This is a genomic window from Bradyrhizobium manausense (assembly GCF_018130615.1).
In the GTDB taxonomy this organism is placed as follows: Bacteria; Pseudomonadota; Alphaproteobacteria; order Rhizobiales; family Xanthobacteraceae; genus Bradyrhizobium; species Bradyrhizobium manausense_A.
The window spans coordinates 178,363-193,966 of the sequence record NZ_JAFCKB010000007.1; the positions used below are offsets into that span (position 1 = coordinate 178,363).

12 protein-coding genes are annotated in these 15,604 nt (G+C 64.5%); 9 read left to right on the forward strand and 3 right to left on the reverse strand.

Annotated elements, in window-relative coordinates; translation table 11 throughout:
• Positions 1-65 precede the first annotated feature (65 nt).
• Positions 66-1,679 carry an ABC-F family ATP-binding cassette domain-containing protein gene (locus JQ587_RS15990; protein WP_212425901.1) on the forward strand — a complete coding sequence of 538 codons (1,614 nt, stop codon included), beginning with the start codon at positions 66-68 and terminating at the stop codon, positions 1,677-1,679.
• A gap of 179 nt (positions 1,680-1,858) precedes the next feature.
• Here the strand turns inward: JQ587_RS15990 and JQ587_RS15995 are convergent, their stop codons facing one another.
• Positions 1,859-3,187 carry a dicarboxylate/amino acid:cation symporter gene (locus JQ587_RS15995; protein ID WP_212425902.1) on the reverse strand — a complete coding sequence of 443 codons (1,329 nt, stop codon included), beginning with the start codon at positions 3,185-3,187 and terminating at the stop codon, positions 1,859-1,861.
• Between the two features lie 124 nt (positions 3,188-3,311).
• Between JQ587_RS15995 and JQ587_RS16000 the strand changes: the two genes are divergently transcribed.
• From JQ587_RS16000 to JQ587_RS16025, 6 genes are all read left to right on the forward strand, one after another.
• Positions 3,312-4,631, forward strand: coding sequence for a solute carrier family 23 protein (locus tag JQ587_RS16000; protein WP_212425903.1), 1,320 nt, complete (start codon positions 3,312-3,314; stop codon positions 4,629-4,631).
• Between the two features lie 73 nt (positions 4,632-4,704).
• Positions 4,705-5,541, forward strand: coding sequence for an SDR family oxidoreductase (locus JQ587_RS16005; RefSeq protein WP_212425904.1), 837 nt, complete (start codon positions 4,705-4,707; stop codon positions 5,539-5,541).
• Between the two features lie 163 nt (positions 5,542-5,704).
• Positions 5,705-6,835: a helix-turn-helix transcriptional regulator gene (locus tag JQ587_RS16010; protein WP_212425905.1), complete on the forward strand. Its 1,131-nt coding sequence runs from the start codon at positions 5,705-5,707 to the stop codon at positions 6,833-6,835.
• A 37-nt stretch (positions 6,836-6,872) separates the two neighbouring features.
• Entirely contained in the window at positions 6,873-7,694 is an 822-nt protein-coding gene (locus JQ587_RS16015; RefSeq protein ID WP_212425906.1) for an NAD-dependent protein deacetylase, read from the forward strand.
• Between the two features lie 142 nt (positions 7,695-7,836).
• Entirely contained in the window at positions 7,837-9,921 is a 2,085-nt protein-coding gene (locus JQ587_RS16020; RefSeq protein WP_212425907.1) for a hydantoinase/oxoprolinase family protein, read from the forward strand.
• Between the two features lie 2 nt (positions 9,922-9,923).
• Complete coding sequence (locus JQ587_RS16025) at positions 9,924-11,582, forward strand: hydantoinase B/oxoprolinase family protein (RefSeq protein WP_212425908.1); 1,659 nt, start codon at positions 9,924-9,926, stop codon at positions 11,580-11,582.
• Between the two features lie 58 nt (positions 11,583-11,640).
• Here JQ587_RS16025 and JQ587_RS16030 read toward each other — a convergent pair whose 3' ends face one another.
• Complete coding sequence (locus JQ587_RS16030; RefSeq protein ID WP_212425909.1) at positions 11,641-12,285, reverse strand: glutathione binding-like protein; 645 nt, start codon at positions 12,283-12,285, stop codon at positions 11,641-11,643.
• Between the two features lie 106 nt (positions 12,286-12,391).
• Between JQ587_RS16030 and JQ587_RS16035 the strand changes: the two genes are divergently transcribed.
• Complete coding sequence (locus JQ587_RS16035; protein ID WP_212425910.1) at positions 12,392-13,060, forward strand: TetR/AcrR family transcriptional regulator; 669 nt, start codon at positions 12,392-12,394, stop codon at positions 13,058-13,060.
• 115 nt (positions 13,061-13,175) lie between these two features.
• Here the strand turns inward: JQ587_RS16035 and JQ587_RS16040 are convergent, their stop codons facing one another.
• Positions 13,176-14,093 (reverse strand): LysR family transcriptional regulator, encoded by a 918-nt coding sequence (locus tag JQ587_RS16040; RefSeq protein WP_212425911.1) that lies wholly within the window; start codon positions 14,091-14,093, stop codon positions 13,176-13,178.
• A gap of 121 nt (positions 14,094-14,214) precedes the next feature.
• Here JQ587_RS16040 and JQ587_RS16045 point away from each other — a divergent pair, with 121 nt between their 5' ends.
• On the forward strand, positions 14,215-15,594 hold the full coding sequence (locus JQ587_RS16045) for an MFS transporter (protein WP_212425912.1): 1,380 nt from the start codon (positions 14,215-14,217) through the stop codon (positions 15,592-15,594).
• Positions 15,595-15,604: the final 10 nt, after the last annotated feature.

Sequence of the window (15,604 nt, forward strand, 5' to 3'; positions counted from 1 at the left end):
ATACTTACAGCCATGGATTTTACCCCCGACCGCAACGCCCACTCGCTTTGCTCACGGGGAATTCCATGCCTGCTTCGATTATCCTGTCGCGCCTGTCGCTGTCCACACCTGACGGCCGCTCGCTTCTCTCCAACATCGATCTGACCTTCGGCGCGGAACGCGCCGGCCTCGTCGGCCGCAACGGCGTCGGGAAGACAACGCTGCTTGCCGCAATCACGGGCGAGCATGTTCCGCGGTCGGGGCGCGTGATTGTCAATGGAACCGTCGGGCTCCTGCGCCAGGACGCTCAACTTCGTCCGGATGCGACGGTCGTCGACCTCTTCGGCGCGCGTGATGCACTGAACGTGCTCCGCCGTGCTGTGCGCGGCGAAGCCTCGGCAGATGAAATTGCCGAGGTCGACTGGACCCTCGAGACGCGGCTGGCATCCGCCCTTGCCCGCGTCGGCTTCGATATCGCGCCCGACACCGCATTGGACCGCCTGTCGGGCGGGCAGGTGACCCGCGTTCGTCTCGCCGCACTGCTCTTTGCGGAGCCTGACTTTCTGCTGCTGGATGAACCCACCAACAATCTCGATCGGGACGGGCGCCGTGCCGTGATCAATCTGCTGGCGAGCTGGCGCGGCGGCGCGATCGTCGTCAGCCACGACCGGTCTTTGCTCGAGACCATGGACGCCATTGTCGAGCTGACTTCGCTCGGAGCCACGCGCTATGGCGGTCATTGGAGCAGCTATCGCGCGCAGAAGGCTGTCGAGCTCGCCGCCGTCAGGCATGACCTCGCGCATGCCGAGAAACATCTGTTCGAGATCGACGGCAAAGCGCAGGAGGCGGCCGAACGCAAGGCCCGCAAGGACAGCGGCGGCAGGAAGAAGGGCGCCAGGGGCGACATGCCGCGTATTCTGGCGGGCGCGCGTAAGGATCGCAGCGAAGACAGCGGCGGCAAGACCGCGCAGATCACCGAGAGGCGGCGCGCGGAGGCGGTCGATGCGGTCGACACCGCTCGCCGGCGCATCGAGATCCTTCAGCCGCTATCCGTAAAGCTGCCCTCGACGCAGCTGCCGGCGGGGAGGGAAGTCGTCCGGCTCGATCGCGTCAGTGCCATCTATCAGCCCGAGCGGCCGGTGTTGCGTGATCTGTCGCTCACGATTGTCGGTCCGGAGCGCGTCGCGATTGTCGGGTCCAATGGCTCCGGCAAGACGACGCTGCTGAAGCTCGTCGCGGGCGAGCTCCGCCCCGTTGCGGGCACCGTGCGGGTCAGGCCGGACTTCGCGCTGTTCGACCAGAAGGTCAGCCTGCTCGATCCCGCGATCTCGATCCTCCATAATTTCGAACGCCTCAATCCAAGAGCCGGCGCGAATGAATGCCATGCCGCCCTGGCGCGCTTCATGTTTCGCGCCGATGCGGCCTTACAGATCGTCGCCAGCCTGAGCGGAGGGGAGCTGTTTCGCGCGGGGCTTGCCTGCGTGCTGGGTGGATCGACGCCGCCGTCACTTCTGATCCTGGACGAGCCGACCAATCATCTGGACCTCGAATCCATCGCAGCCGTCGAAGCAGGCTTGAGCGCCTATGACGGCGCTCTGCTTGTCGTCAGTCATGACGAGACGTTCTTGCAGACCATCGGGATCACGCGGCGGCTCGATCTCAGCGACGCCGTGCTGCGCGCCAATGGCGGGATCACCTGATCCCGCCGCGTCGTTCGTGTAAGGCTCAAAAACCCGACGCTCTGCCCCCAGCGCGCCGGGTGGAATGGATGAATATCAATCGGTGATCCCAACGTCATTGTTGTGACGCGTGCCTCACCAATTTACTACTCCGGGAAACTACCGCGTTGGAACCACGCTGCGACGACGTGCGGCCATCGTTACGCGCTGCCGCCAGGCTCCAGCGCTTCGCCGATCTCCAGCGGATGCGCCAGGGTCTCGTGCAGCGCTTCGCGATCGAGCTCGCCTTCGGAGATGCTGATGACGACACAGGCGACGCCGTTGCCGATCAAATTGGTCAGCGCACGGCACTCGCTCATGAACTTGTCGATGCCGACCAGGATCGCGATCGACTGGATCGGGATATCAGGAACGATCGAGAGCGTCGCGGCCAGCGTGATGAAGCCGGCGCCGGTTACGCCGGAGGCGCCCTTCGACGTGATCATGGCGATGCCCAGAATCCCGAGCTCCTGCCAGATCGTGAGGTGCGTGTTGGTCGCCTGCGCCAGGAACAGCGTCGCCAGCGTCATGTAGATGTTGGTGCCGTCGAGGTTGAAGCTGTAGCCGGTCGGGATGACGAGGCCGACCACCGAGCGCGAGGCGCCGAGACGCTCCATCTTCTGGATCATCTGCGGCAGCACCGTCTCGGACGACGAGGTGCCGAGCACGATCAGCAGTTCGTCCTTGATGTAGGCGATGAAGCGCAGGATCGAGAAGCCGGCGAGGCGGGCGATCGCGCCCAGCACGATCAGCACGAACAGGATGCTGGTGAGATAGAACGTGCCGATCAGGGCGGCGAGGTTGAGCAGCGAGCCGAGGCCGTAGGCGCCGACGGTGAACGCCATCGCGCCGAACGCACCGATCGGTGCCACGCGCACGATGATGCGGATGATGCCGAAGAACATCTTGGCCGCCTTGTCGACGGCCTCCGCGATCGGCTCGCCGGCCTTGCCGAGGAAGGCGATGGCGAAGCCGGAGAGGATCGAAACCAGGAGCACCTGGAGCAGGTCGCCGCGCGCGATCGCACCAAAATAGCTGTCGGGAATAATTCCCATCAGGTGGGCGACGATGCCGTCCTCCTTGGCCTTGGTGACGTAAGTCGCCACCGACTTCGGATCGATCGTGGCCGGGTCGATGTTGAAGCCGTGCCCGGGCTGGAGCACCTCGCCGACCAGGAGGCCGACCGCCAGCGCCACCGTCGAGACCGTCTCGAAATAGATCAGCGACTTCAGCCCGACCCGGCCGACGCGCTTGAGGTCGCCCATCGACGAGATACCGTGCACCACGGTGCAGAAGATCACCGGCGCGATCATCATCTTGATCAGTGCTATGAAGCCGTCGCCGAGCGGCTTCAGCGCCTTGCCGAGATCCGGATAGAAGTAGCCGATCAGCACTCCGAGCGCGATCGCGATCAGCACCTGGACATAGAGAATCTTGTACCAGGACTGGTGCCGGCGGCGGGCGGCTGGCTGGATCGCGATCTGTGTCATAAGCTAAGTCTCGGCGCGCATTGATCTTGCCCGATTTACATCATGTGATGATCGCAGCATAAGCAACAATCACATTTTTGTCGGATCGCACGAAGTTCGATCGCTGCGCTGCAAAGGGGGGAATATGTCGAACGCAACGGGCGCGGACGAGCAGGCGCAGAGCTATTTTCCGCATTGGAAGCTCAAGACCTCGGGCGTGATCATGCCCGAGGAGCGGCTGTCATGGGGCCAGACCATCGTCTCCGGTCTCCAGCATTGCGTCGCGATGTCGGGATCAACGATCATCGCGCCGCTGCTGATGGGGTTCGATCCCAATGTCGCGGTCCTGTTTTCCGGCATCGGCACGCTGATCTTCTTCGTCATCGTCGCGGGACGCGTGCCGAGCTATCTCGGCTCGAGCTTTGCGTTCATCGCCGTCGTCCTCGCCGCCACCGGTTACGCCGGGCAGGGGCCGAATCCCAACATCTCTGTTGCGCTCGGCGGCATTGTCGGCGCCGGAGTGCTGTACGGCGTGATCGCGCTGGTCGTGATGTGGTCGGGGATCGGTTGGGTCGAGCGCTTGATGCCGCCGGCCGTCACGGGCGCCGTGGTTGCCGCGATCGGTCTCAACCTCGCACCTGTTGCGGTCAAGGCGGTGAGTGCAAATGGATTCGACACCGGAATAGGGCTCGCGACCGTCCTGATCATCGGTGTTGTCGCCGTCGCCGCTCCCGGCCTGTGGCGCCGGCTGCCGATCATTCTCGGCGCGATCGGCGGATATCTCTTGTACCTGCTGTTCGCGAACGGCCTCGGCTTCGGCAAGCCGATCGACTTCGCGCAACTCTCGGCCGCGCCGTGGTTCGGCCTGCCGAACTTCACGACGCCGACCTTCCACGCCGACGCAATCTTTCTGATCGCGCCGGTTGCGGTCATCCTCGTCGCCGAGAATCTCGGGCATATCAAGGCCGTCGGCGCGATGACGGGCCGGAGCCTCGATGCCTATCTCGGCCGCGCCTTGTTCGCCGACAGCCTCGCGACCATCGTGGCGGCCTGCGGCGGCGGCACCGGCGTCACCACTTATGCCGAGAACATCGGGGTCATGGCGGCGACGAAGGTCTATTCGACCCTGCTGTTTGCCTTCGCTGCCACGGTGTCGATCCTGCTCGGCTTCTCGCCGAAATTCGGCGCGCTCATCCTCTCGATCCCCGGGCCCGTCATCGGCGGCCTTTCGATCGTGCTGTTCGGTTTGATCGCGGCGATGGCGGGCCGGATCTGGGTCGAGAACAAGGTCGACTTTGCCAGTCCCGCAAATCTGATCACCGTCGCCGTGGCGCTGACCGCGGGTGCCGGCGATCTCACGCTCAAATTCGGTGCGTTCACGATTGGCGGAATCGGCACCGCGACCTTTGGCGCGATCATCCTGTATCAGCTCCTCACCTCCCCGCTCGCGCGCCGCGCGGAATGAATCCCAGCGATGCGCCAGCGGGATGGAACAAAATCTCGGTTCCATCCATGATGAGGCATCCCGGAGAAAACTCATGCCACAGACTGAACTCTCGCTCGCCTTTCCGTCACGCCTCGTCGGCCGACATGCCCTCGTGACCGGTGCCTCCCAGGGCATCGGCCGTGCCGTCGCGATCAGGCTCGCCCAGGAAGGTGCGACTGTCGCCATCAATTACGTCGATCATCCCGAGAAGGCGGAGGAGACGCTTGCGCTTGCCAGGACAGGATCGAGCGATCGTGGCCATGGCAGGCTCGACCATGTCATCGTCAAGGCCGACGTCAGCAATGAACAGGAGGTCGCTGCGATGTTCGAGACGATCCTGGCGCGCTGGAAGCGCCTCGACTGTCTCGTCAACAATGCCGGCTTCCAGCGGGAATCGCCGAGCGAGGCGCTCGACATCGAAACATACCGTCGCATCATCGACGTCAATCTCAGCGGCGCCGTGCTTTGCGCACAGAGGGCGCTCGCGCATTTCGTCACCCGCGGCGGAGGTGGCAGCATCATCAACTGCTCCAGCGTCCATCAGATCATCCCGAAGCCCGGCTATCTCGCCTATTCGATCAGCAAGGGCGGCATGGCCAACCTGACCCGCACGCTGGCGCTGGAGTTCGCCAGCCGCGGCATTCGCGTCAATGCGGTCGGTCCCGGCGCGATCGACACGCCGATCAACGCGGCCTGGACCGGCGATGCAGACATGCGCGGCGTCGTCACCAGCCACATTCCGCTCGGCCGTGTCGGCTCGCCGGAAGAAATCGCCGCGGTGTTTGCTTTCCTCGCTTCCGATGATGCCAGCTATATCACCGGGCAGACCATCTATGCCTGCGGAGGCCTGACGCTGTTCCCCGAGTTCCGCGAGAACTGGGCGAGCTGATTCCCAGCGACGCAGTCTGAGCCCGGCGCCGCGGAGCCGGGTGATCTCAGCCGAACGGTTGATGTGCGATCTGGCCTCCTGTCTCACAGTCCTTGCGGTCTAATACAGTGGTCTTCGAAGGCGCAAATGCCCCGCATGCCGTTTGGAATAATGAAGGTCGGCCGTGAGCTCTGAAGCCGCTTTGCTGTCAGAGCTGATCGGCCTCGTCTACGACGCCGCGCTCGATCCCACCCTGTGGCCGCGCGCGCTGGCGCAGGCCTGCCTGTTCGTCGGCGGCTCCTCCGGAAGCCTGTTTTGGCACGATGCGGCTACGGAGCAATCCGCGGCGCTCCATATGTTCAATGAGGATCCACACTACACGAAGCTCTATTTCGAAAAATATCTGCCGCTCAATCCCTGTTTTCCCGCCGGCGCGTTCATCGAGGCCGGTCTCGTGTGGGGATCCACCGACCTTATTCCCTTCGAGGAAATCGTGGAGACGCGGTTCTACAGGGAGTGGATGAAGCCGCAGGGCATCATCGATGCTCTCGGAGCGAACCTGGAGAAAAGTGCGACGAGCGCCTCAGTCCTTGCCGTCCGAATGCACGAGAAGGACGGCCTCGCCGATGCCGATGACCGCCGTCGTCTCGGGCTGATCGTCCCGCATTTCCAGCGCGCGGTCTCAATTGGACGATTGTTCGACCAGAGCAAAGCGTCGCAGGCGATTCTGACCCAGACGCTCGACAATGTATCGGCGGCCGTCTTCCTGGTCGGTCCCGGCGCCCGCCTCGCCTTTGCCAACGCGCCGGGCCGCCTCATGCTGGATGAGAGCACGCTCCTGACGCAACGGAACGGAGCGTTGGCTGCAACGGCGCCCGAAGTGCAACGTGCGCTGCGCGATGCGCTTCTTGCCGCCGAGAACGGCGACAGCGCGGTCGGAGCGGGCGGTCCGATTCTGATCTCGACGCCTCTCGGCCGCTGGCTGGCCAATGTGCTGCCGCTGACTTCGGGCGACCGGCAGCGCACCGGTGAGCTGCATTCCGCCGTGGCCGCGGTCTTCATGAGCAGATCTTCGCCTGCAAGTCCGCCTCCGCTGGAGGCGCTCGCCAAGCTCTACAAGCTTACGGCGAGCGAAATCCGGGTGATCGACGCCGTGATGAAGGTGAGCGGAGTGAGGGCGCTCGCCGAGCTGCTCGGCTTGACGCAGGCCACCGTCAAGACCCATCTCCACAACGTCTTCCGCAAGACCGGGACGGCGCGGCAGAGCGAGCTCGTCAAGCTGATCGGCGGGTTCGAGCCGTCGGCGCGGGTGTGATCTGGCAAAATGCCGCGACGCAGACTACATCTGCGCCATGGCATACTCTCCGGCGGCAAACCCTCTCCTCCAGGATTTCGTCGGCCGGCACGAAAAACTGTTCGTGCTGACCGGCGCGGGCTGCAGCACCAATTCGGGCATTCCCGACTACCGCGACAGCCATGGCAATTGGAAGCGGACCCAGCCGGTCAACTTCCAGGCCTTCATGTCGGAGGAGCATACCCGCCAGCGCTACTGGGCGCGCAGCCTGATCGGCTGGCGGCGGTTCGGCCAGGCGAAGCCGAACGATGCGCATCGCGCGCTGGCCCGGCTCGAGGCCGGCGGCCGCTGCGAGATGCTGCTTACCCAGAATGTCGACCGGCTGCATCAATCTGCGGGCCACCGGCAGGTGATCGATTTGCACGGGCGGCTCGACCTGGTTTGTTGCATGGGTTGTGGCCGCAAGACGCCGCGCAACGAATACCAGGATGCGCTCGGCCGTGCCAATTCGGAATGGCTGACGCTCGACGCCGCTGATGCGCCCGATGGCGATGCCGATCTGGAGCATGCGGATTTCTCGTCGTTCAGGGTGCCGGCTTGCGAAGCCTGCGGCGGCATTCTCAAGCCTGACGTCGTGTTTTTCGGGGAGAACGTCCCACGCGACGTGGTCGCGACCGCGCAGGACCATCTGTCGCAGGCCGATGCCATGCTGATCGTCGGTTCGTCGCTGATGGTCTATTCCGGCTTTCGCTTCGTGCAAGCGGCGGTGCGCCGGCAGATCCCCATTGCCGCCGTCAATCTCGGGCGTACTCGCGCCGATGATCTTCTGACCCTCAAGGTCGAGGAGCGCTGCGAAGCAGCGCTTGCATTCCTGCTCTGACCGCGCTGGCGGCGAACACGCCTTGCCTATTGCATAGGTGCCAAGCAGAATAGCCGGGCGCGGTGCCGTCCTCGTCGTCCATGGCATGGAAATTGCTGCGTTTTCGCCCTGAGTCTTGACGATCAGCACGGAGAATTCTGGAATGCTTGAGGGAGCCGAGGTGCGGCTTGCCGTTGATATCGGTGGCACGTTCACCGACATTGTGCTGGACGTTGGCGCAGTGCGCAAAACCCGCAAGGTCCTGACGACGCCGCAGCGTCCCGAGCAGGCGGTGCTGGATGGGATGCGTCTCATTCTCACGGACGCACGCGCGCATATCAGCGACATCGACGTCTTCATTCACGGCACTACGCTTGCGACCAACGCCATCATCGAGCGCCGCGGCGCCAAGACTGCGCTGATTGCGACGGACGGTTTTCGCGACGTGCTCGATATCGGCACCGAGAGCCGTTACGACCAGTATGATCTCACAATCGACAAGCCGAAGCCGCTGGCGCCACGCAGCCTCCGCTTCACCGTGCCCGAGCGCGTCGATGCGCACGGTGCCGTCCGCCTCCCGCTCGACGAAGCGGCGGTGCGCGCGCTCGCGCCGAAATTGCGGGAGCTGAAAATCGAGAGCGTCGCGATTGCCTTCCTTCACTCCTATGCCAACCCCGAGCACGAGCGCCGCGCGGCCGCGATCATCAGTGAGGAGTTGCCGGGCATCTCCGTAACTGTTTCGTCGGCCGTGTGCCCGGAGATCCGCGAATATGAGCGGACCTCGACGGCGGTCGCCAACGCCTATGTCCAGCCGCTGATCGACGGCTATCTCGCGCGCATGGCGGATGCCCTGCAGGTCGAGCAGTTCCGCGGCGCCATCTATCTCGTGACCTCCGGCGGTGGTGTCACCTCGATCGAGACGGCGCGGCGCTTTCCGGTGCGCCTCGTCGAGTCCGGTCCTGCCGGTGGCGCGATCTTCTCGGCGCAGATTGCCGCGCGTCTCGGCGAGAGCAAGGTGCTATCCTTCGACATGGGCGGTACCACTGCAAAGATCTGTCTGATCGAAAAATACCAGCCTGAGACCTCGCGCGTGTTCGAAGTCGATCGCGCGGCGCGTTTCCTGAAAGGCTCCGGTTTGCCGGTGCGCATTCCCGTGATCGAGATGGTCGAGATCGGCGCCGGCGGCGGCTCGATCGCCCATGTCGACGCGATGAAGCGCGTCACTGTCGGCCCCGAGAGTGCCTCGTCTGAACCAGGGCCCGCTTGCTACGGCCGCGGTGGCCAGCGCCCGGCTGTCACGGATGCGGACGTGGCGCTCGGCATGATCGATCCCGACGCCTTTGCAGGCGGCACGATCAAGCTTGATCCGGAGCTTTCGAGAAAGGCTTTGCTCGGCAGCGTGGGGGAGCCGCTGGGCATGTCGGCGGAAACCGCGGCCTATGCGGTGCACGAGGTCGTCTGCGAGAACATGGCGAGCGCGGCGCGCGTGCACGCGGTCGAGCGCGGCGAGATCGTCGGCCAGCATACGCTGATCGCCTTCGGGGGTGCCGCGCCGCTGCATGCGGCGCGTGTCGCCGAGAAAATCGGCGTGTCGCGCGTGATCGTTCCGTCGAATGCCGGCGTTGGCTCGGCCGTCGGATTCCTCGCAGCTCCGATCGCCTATGAGCTCGTGCGCAGCCGTCACGTCCGGCTCGATGATTTCGACACCGGGGCAGTCTCCGACCTCTTGCAGGAGATGGTGACCGAGGCGCGTGCGCTGGTCGAGCCCGGCGCGGCCGGAGCGCCCGTGCGCGAACGCCGCGCCGCCTTCATGCGTTACGTCGGCCAGGGCCACGAGATCACCGTCGAGCTGCCGAACCGGCCGCTGACCACGGCCGATCTCGCCGGCCTGCGCCAGAAGTTCGAGGCGGACTATTCTGCGATGTTCGAGCGGCCGATCCCGGGCGCAGCGATCGAGGTGCTGAGCTGGTCGGTGCTTGCCACAACCGAGGCACGCAATCCTCCTGCGGTCGCGGCCGTCGCGCGCAAGCCTGCAGCCAAGGCCTCCGGCAGCCGAAAGTTTTTCGACGGAAGGGCAGGCGAGGTGATCGACATTCCGCTCTATCGCCGCGAGGACATGGCACCGGGTGCGACGATCGCGGGTCCTGCGGTGATCGCCGAGGACGAAACCTCCACCTTCGTCTCGAACAGTTTTGACGCGCATATCGACGGTGCCGGCAGCATCGTCATGGAACGGAAGGCGGCCTGATCATGACCAAGGCAAAAGGCGCGAGCCTGATCGACCTTCAGATCATGTGGCACCGGCTGATCGCCGTGGTCGAGGAGCAGGCGCAGGTGCTGCTCCGCACCGCGTTCAGCCCGATCGTGCGCGAATGCGGCGACCTCTCGGCCGGTGTGTTCGACCTCAAAGGGCGGATGCTGGCACAGGCAGTGACCGGCACGCCCGGCCACGTCAACTCGATGGCGGAATCGGTCAAGCACTTCATCAACCATTTCCCGTTGGAGACGATGAAGGAGGGTGACGCCTACATCACCAATGATCCCTGGATGGGTACCGGCCATCTCAACGACTTCGTGGTGACGACGCCCTGCTTCAAGGACGGCAAGGTCGTCGCGCTGTTCTCCTGCACCAGCCATCTCATGGACATCGGCGGCATCGGCTTCGGCCCCGATGCCACCGACGTATTCATGGAGGGGCTCTACATTCCCATGCTGAAGCTGATCGACCAGGGCGTCGTCAACGAGACGCTGATGGCGATGATCCGCACCAACACGCGTCTGCCGATCGATACCGAGGGCGATACCTATTCGCTGGCCGGCTGCAACGACGTCGGCTGCGAGCGCCTGGTCGAGATGATGACCGAGTTCGGCATCGACACGCTCGACGAGCTCGGCGACTACATCTGCGACCGTTCGCGCGAAGCGGTGCTGTCCGAGGTCGCCAAGCTGCCGAAGGGCAGCTGGCGCAACACCATGGTGGTCGACGGTTATGACGCGCCGGTCAAGCTCGCGGCCACGCTGACGATCTCGGACGAAGGCATCCACGTCGATTTCGACGGCACCTCGGCGGCCTCCAAGTTCGGCATCAACGTGCCGCTGTCCTACACCACGGCCTACACCGTGTTCGGCCTCGGCTGCGTCGTCGCCTCGCAGATTCCGAACAATGCCGGCTCGCTCTCGCCACTGACGGTGTCGGCGCCTGCAGGCGCGATCCTCAACGCGCCGAAGCCGGCGCCCGTCGCCTCGCGCCACATCATAGGCCAGATGCTGCCTGACGTCGTGTTCGGCTGCCTGCGCCAGATCATTCCCGAGCGCGTGCCGGCGGAGGGCACGTCGTGCCTGTGGAATCTCAACGTTCGCGGGCAGACCCGCAGCGGCGTCGGTGGCAACTACGGATTCTCGATGGCGGTCACGTCCAACGGCGGTACCGGTGCGCGTTTCAGCAAGGATGGACTGTCGGCGACCGCCTATCCCAGCGGCGTGCGCGGCACGCCGGTGGAGATCGCGGAGACGCAGACGCCGCTGATCTTCTGGCGCAAGGAGCTGCGTCCCGATTCCGGCGGGGCAGGGCGCACCCGCGGCGGCCTCGGCCAGATCATCGAGGTCGGCAGCGGTGTCGATGCCCCGTTCGACATCCTGGCGGCGTTCGATCGCATCGATCATCCGCCGCGCGGCCGCGACGGCGGCAAGAACGGCGAGGCCGGCTATGTCGGTCTCAAGTCCGGCAAGAAGCTGCGCGGCAAGGGCTTTCAACAGGTGCCGCCGGACGACCGACTGATGGTGCATACGCCCGGCGGCGCCGGCATAGGGGCGCCCGGTGAACGCGATCGTGCCGCGGTTAGGGACGACGTCGAGAGCGGGCTGGTGTCGTCGGACAACGCGGCCGCGGTATACGGCTACACGCGCTGAGGCGCTGAAAAAGTCGTCCCGGTCTCATCGGCCGGGACGATGTCTTGATGAACCGACGTTACGCCGCCGCCTTCTTTCGCGCCTGCTCGGCCTCGTACAGCTCGAACTCCTCCGCGATCGCCTTCGCGACCGACGGCCGCTGGCGCAGGCGCTCGTAATAGGCCTTCACGTTCGGCCATTTCGAAAGCTCGATCGGCGGCGTCGCCATGGTCCAGTTGATGACCGTGACGAGATAGGCATCGGCCACGCTGAAATGGTCGAGCAGGAACTCGCGTCCCTTCAGGTGGTTGTCGAGATAGTCGAGCCGCGACAGATTCTTCTCCAGCGCATAGGCCTTGGTCTCCTGCGGCGCCTTGCGATCGAGCACGGGGATGAACAGGCCCTTGTGCAGCTCGGTGCCGATGAAGCAGAGCCATTGATGCAGCCGGGTGCGATCGATGCCCTGCGCCGCGCCGAGGCCCGATTGCGGGAAGCGGTCGGCGACATATTGCAGGATCGCCGCGTTCTCGGTCAGCACCACGCCCTCGTCGGTACGCAGCGTCGGCACCAGGCCGATCGGGTTCACGGTGCGGAAGTCGGTGCCGTCGTTTAGCACTTTCTTGGTCGGCGGATCGACTTCGAGATAATTCGCCTCGGCACCGGCTTCATAGAGCGCGACGCGCGTCGCCATGGAGCAGGCGAGCGGCGAGAAATAGAGATCCATCTGTAGCCTCCTTGGGCAATTCCTCTTTGGGTGTCGCTCAACCTGGCCAGATTGATTTTTGTACTGTGTTGCATAATATGGACTGGGTCAAGGATTAATTTGCGATATGGTACAAAAATCGAAGCCGCCAGCTGCTGCCAATGAGCCCGAGCGCCGCGGCGAGCCCAAGCGCCGCGGCCGGCCGCGCACCTACGAGCCCGATGTCGCGCTTGGCAAGGCGCTCGATTTGTTCCGTAGGCAAGGCTTTGCCGCGACCTCGCTCGACGATCTCAGTGAAGCGACCGGGATGAATCGCCCGAGCCTCTATGGCGCTTTCGGCGACAAGCGCGAGCTCTACATCAAGAGCTACCAGCGCTATCGCGAGGACGCGCGCGCATCGATGGTCGAGATCTTTCGCGAAGAGATGCCGTTGCGTCAGCGGCTGGAACGCATCTATGCCGCTGCGCTGAACATCTATCTCTCCGGCGAGACCGGCCCGCGGGGCTGCTTCACCGTGGTGACGGCGGCGTCCGAAGCGGTGGGCGACCCGGAGATTCGCGCCATGGTGCTGGAGGGGCTCGCGGAGCTCGACAAGGCGTTCGCGAATTGCTTCCGCCGCGCCAAGGAGAAGGGCGAGCTACCCGCAGGCGCCGATCCTGCCGCGCTGGCGCAACTTGCGTCCGCTACCGTCCACACCATCGCCATCCGCTCCCGCGCGCGCGTGCCGCGCAAGGAGCTGGAGGGAATCGTGAAGGGCGCGATCGATGTGATGGTGGGCGCGGGTACAAGATCCTGAGCTGCCTCCTCGATGCCTTCTTGGGTGCGCCAAGCGCCGGGCGCGGGGCACGTAACCCCAGGAGGCCTCAGGCGACGACCTCGAATTAGGGCTTCGCCCTAAATCTTCTTTGGCGTCATGCCTCCCGGCCGAGTGCCGGCGCCAATGTCGCGGCTTCCCGGAAGGCATCGCGCAGAGAGCCCAGCAGTGTCTGCACGCGAGCGAGGTTGGAGCGCGTTGCGGGAACAAGTGCTTTGACCCAGAGATCGGGGACCTGGAGTTGCGGGAGCACCTCGACAAGCGCGCCGGACTTGAGCCGATCGGCCACAGCTGTGCGCGAAGCAATTGCTATTCCGCTGCCTGCGCACAGGCTGTCGATGACGAGCGCGCCGTTGTTGGTCACGAGGTGCGGCCGAACCGTAACCGTCGTCACGCCGTTGCGCCCTTCGAAGGTCCAGGCCGGCCCGATCGGCGAAAACACGATGCAATCGTGATTGACGAGATCGCGAGCGTGCCGGGGATGGCCGCGCCGCGCCAGATAAGAGGGCGCCGCACAAAGCACGCGTTCGAAGACGTGCAAGGGCTCCTCGAGCACGCCATCGAAGGATGACGGCATCATGGTGAGCACGATGTCGAAGCCTTCCTCGACCGGGTTGACCGTGCGGTCCACCAACACTGCGTCGAGCGTCACGCGCGGGTACTTGATCTGAAACGACGACAGCAATTGCGCGAGGTCGATGATCATCGGCGACGCCGGCGCCTTGATGCGCAACTGGCCTTCGAGCTCGTTCGGGGATCGCATGATCCCTTTCGCCATCTCGTCGTATTCGCGCACGATCTGGCGGACGCTGTCGAGGTAGCGCTCGCCGACTTCGGTCAGTGCAAGACGCCGCGTGCTCCGCCGCAACAGCGTAGCCTTCAGTGACCATTCCAGCTGTCCGACGCGCTTGGTGATGACCGATGGCGCCACCCCAAGCTGCCGGCCCGCCTCCGAGAAGCTTCCGGCCCGCGCCGTCCCCAGAAACGCCTTCATATTCAAAAGGCTATCGGCCATTTAGTCCAACCTGGAAAAGATGATCGTGCAAAATAGCATATTCTCCTCCATTCCCGAAGGAAATAGGCTTCCTGGTACCGCAAGCCGTCACCAAAAAACGAACGGCAAGGGGAGGATGAGCATGAGTGCATCTGACATCATCGATGTCACCGATGTCATCGAGCGTCAGCGCCGCAACGGCCTGGTCCTGACGGTTCTGATCCTGTCCACCACGATGATGTTCCTGGACGGTTATGATCTTCAGGCGATGGCCTTTGCCGCGCCGTCGATCATCCGGGCCTGGGGCATCGACCGGGCCGCGCTCGGGATCGTCTTCAGTGCAGGCATTTTCGGCATCCTCGTCGGCGGCCTCGTGTTCGGATCGCTCGGCGACCGCATCGGCCGTCGTCTGTCGATCGTGGCCTCGATGCTGGTGTTCGGCAGCTTCACGCTGGCGACGGTGTGGGCGAATGATGTCACGAGCCTGATCGTGCTCCGCTTCCTCGCGGGCATCGGCATCGGCGGCTTGTCGCCGCTGTGCTACGCGCTCAACCTCGAATATGCGCCTAGCCGGTATCGCGGCACGGCGGTCGCGATCATCATGGTCGGCTATGTCGCGGGCAGCAGCATCGGCGGCTTCATCGCTGCCGGCCTGGTACCGCAATTCGGCTGGACCATCGTGTTCTGGATCGGCGGCGTGCTGCCCCTGCTGGGCGCTGCGCTTTGCTACTTCGCGCTTCCGGAGTCGATCAAGTTCCTGGTGGTCCGCAATCGCGAGCCCGCGGAAATCGCGCGCATCCTCAACAGGATCGAGCCCTCGCTCCATGCGCAGGCGACGACGCGCTTCGTCCTGCGCGACGAAACAGCCGGAGCTGGCGCCGGCACCGGGCTAATGTCACGGCTTGCGACGCTGTTCGATGGACGACTTGCGATCATGACTCCATTCCTGTGGGTGGCTTACATCGCGAGCTCGATCACGATGTTCTTCCTCAACAGCTGGACGCCGATCCTGGCGGAGGCGTCCGGGCATACGCCCGCGCAGGCGGCCATGGGCTTGACCGTATTCAGCCTCGGCGGTGCCGTCGGCGGTCTCACCATCGGGCGCGTGCTCGATCGTTTTGGCGTCATTGCCATAGCGATCGTGCCGCTGATTGCTTCACCGCTGGTCGCTTCGCTCGGCTGGGTCGGTCTTGGTGACAGCACCTATTTGGCGACGATGGTGTGCGTCGGCTTCTTCGTGGTGGGCGGTCACCAGGGCCTCAACAGCTCGGTCGGACAGTTCTATTCCAGCGCCAACCGCACCACGGCCGTCGGCTGGGCGCTGTCGGTCGCCAAGATCGGCTCGATCAGCGGACCGCTGGTCGCCGGGATACTGCTCGCGCAGCATCTGCCCTTCTCAAACCTGTTCCTGCTCGCCGCTCTGCCGCCGCTGGTGGTGGCGGCTTGCGTCCTGGTGCTGGGAATCGCGCAGCGCAAGCACACGGCAGCCGCACACAAGATCGATCAAACGGCCGCAGCCTAGACGCGTTGGC

Bases quoted from the DNA above. Each gene is read 5' to 3' on its own strand.
- JQ587_RS15990 (WP_212425901.1), top strand. From the start codon at position 66: ATGCCTGCTTCGATTATCCTGTCGCGCCTGTCGCTGTCCACACCTGAC.
- JQ587_RS15995 (WP_212425902.1), bottom strand. From the start codon at position 3,187: ATGACACAGATCGCGATCCAGCCAGCCGCCCGCCGCCGGCACCAGTCC.
- JQ587_RS16000 (WP_212425903.1), top strand. From the start codon at position 3,312: ATGTCGAACGCAACGGGCGCGGACGAGCAGGCGCAGAGCTATTTTCCG.
- JQ587_RS16005 (WP_212425904.1), top strand. From the start codon at position 4,705: ATGCCACAGACTGAACTCTCGCTCGCCTTTCCGTCACGCCTCGTCGGC.
- JQ587_RS16015 (WP_212425906.1), top strand. From the start codon at position 6,873: ATGGCATACTCTCCGGCGGCAAACCCTCTCCTCCAGGATTTCGTCGGC.
- JQ587_RS16020 (WP_212425907.1), top strand. From the start codon at position 7,837: ATGCTTGAGGGAGCCGAGGTGCGGCTTGCCGTTGATATCGGTGGCACG.
- JQ587_RS16025 (WP_212425908.1), top strand. From the start codon at position 9,924: ATGACCAAGGCAAAAGGCGCGAGCCTGATCGACCTTCAGATCATGTGG.
- JQ587_RS16030 (WP_212425909.1), bottom strand. From the start codon at position 12,285: ATGGATCTCTATTTCTCGCCGCTCGCCTGCTCCATGGCGACGCGCGTC.
- JQ587_RS16035 (WP_212425910.1), top strand. From the start codon at position 12,392: ATGGTACAAAAATCGAAGCCGCCAGCTGCTGCCAATGAGCCCGAGCGC.
- JQ587_RS16040 (WP_212425911.1), bottom strand. From the start codon at position 14,093: ATGGCCGATAGCCTTTTGAATATGAAGGCGTTTCTGGGGACGGCGCGG.
- JQ587_RS16045 (WP_212425912.1), top strand. From the start codon at position 14,215: ATGAGTGCATCTGACATCATCGATGTCACCGATGTCATCGAGCGTCAG.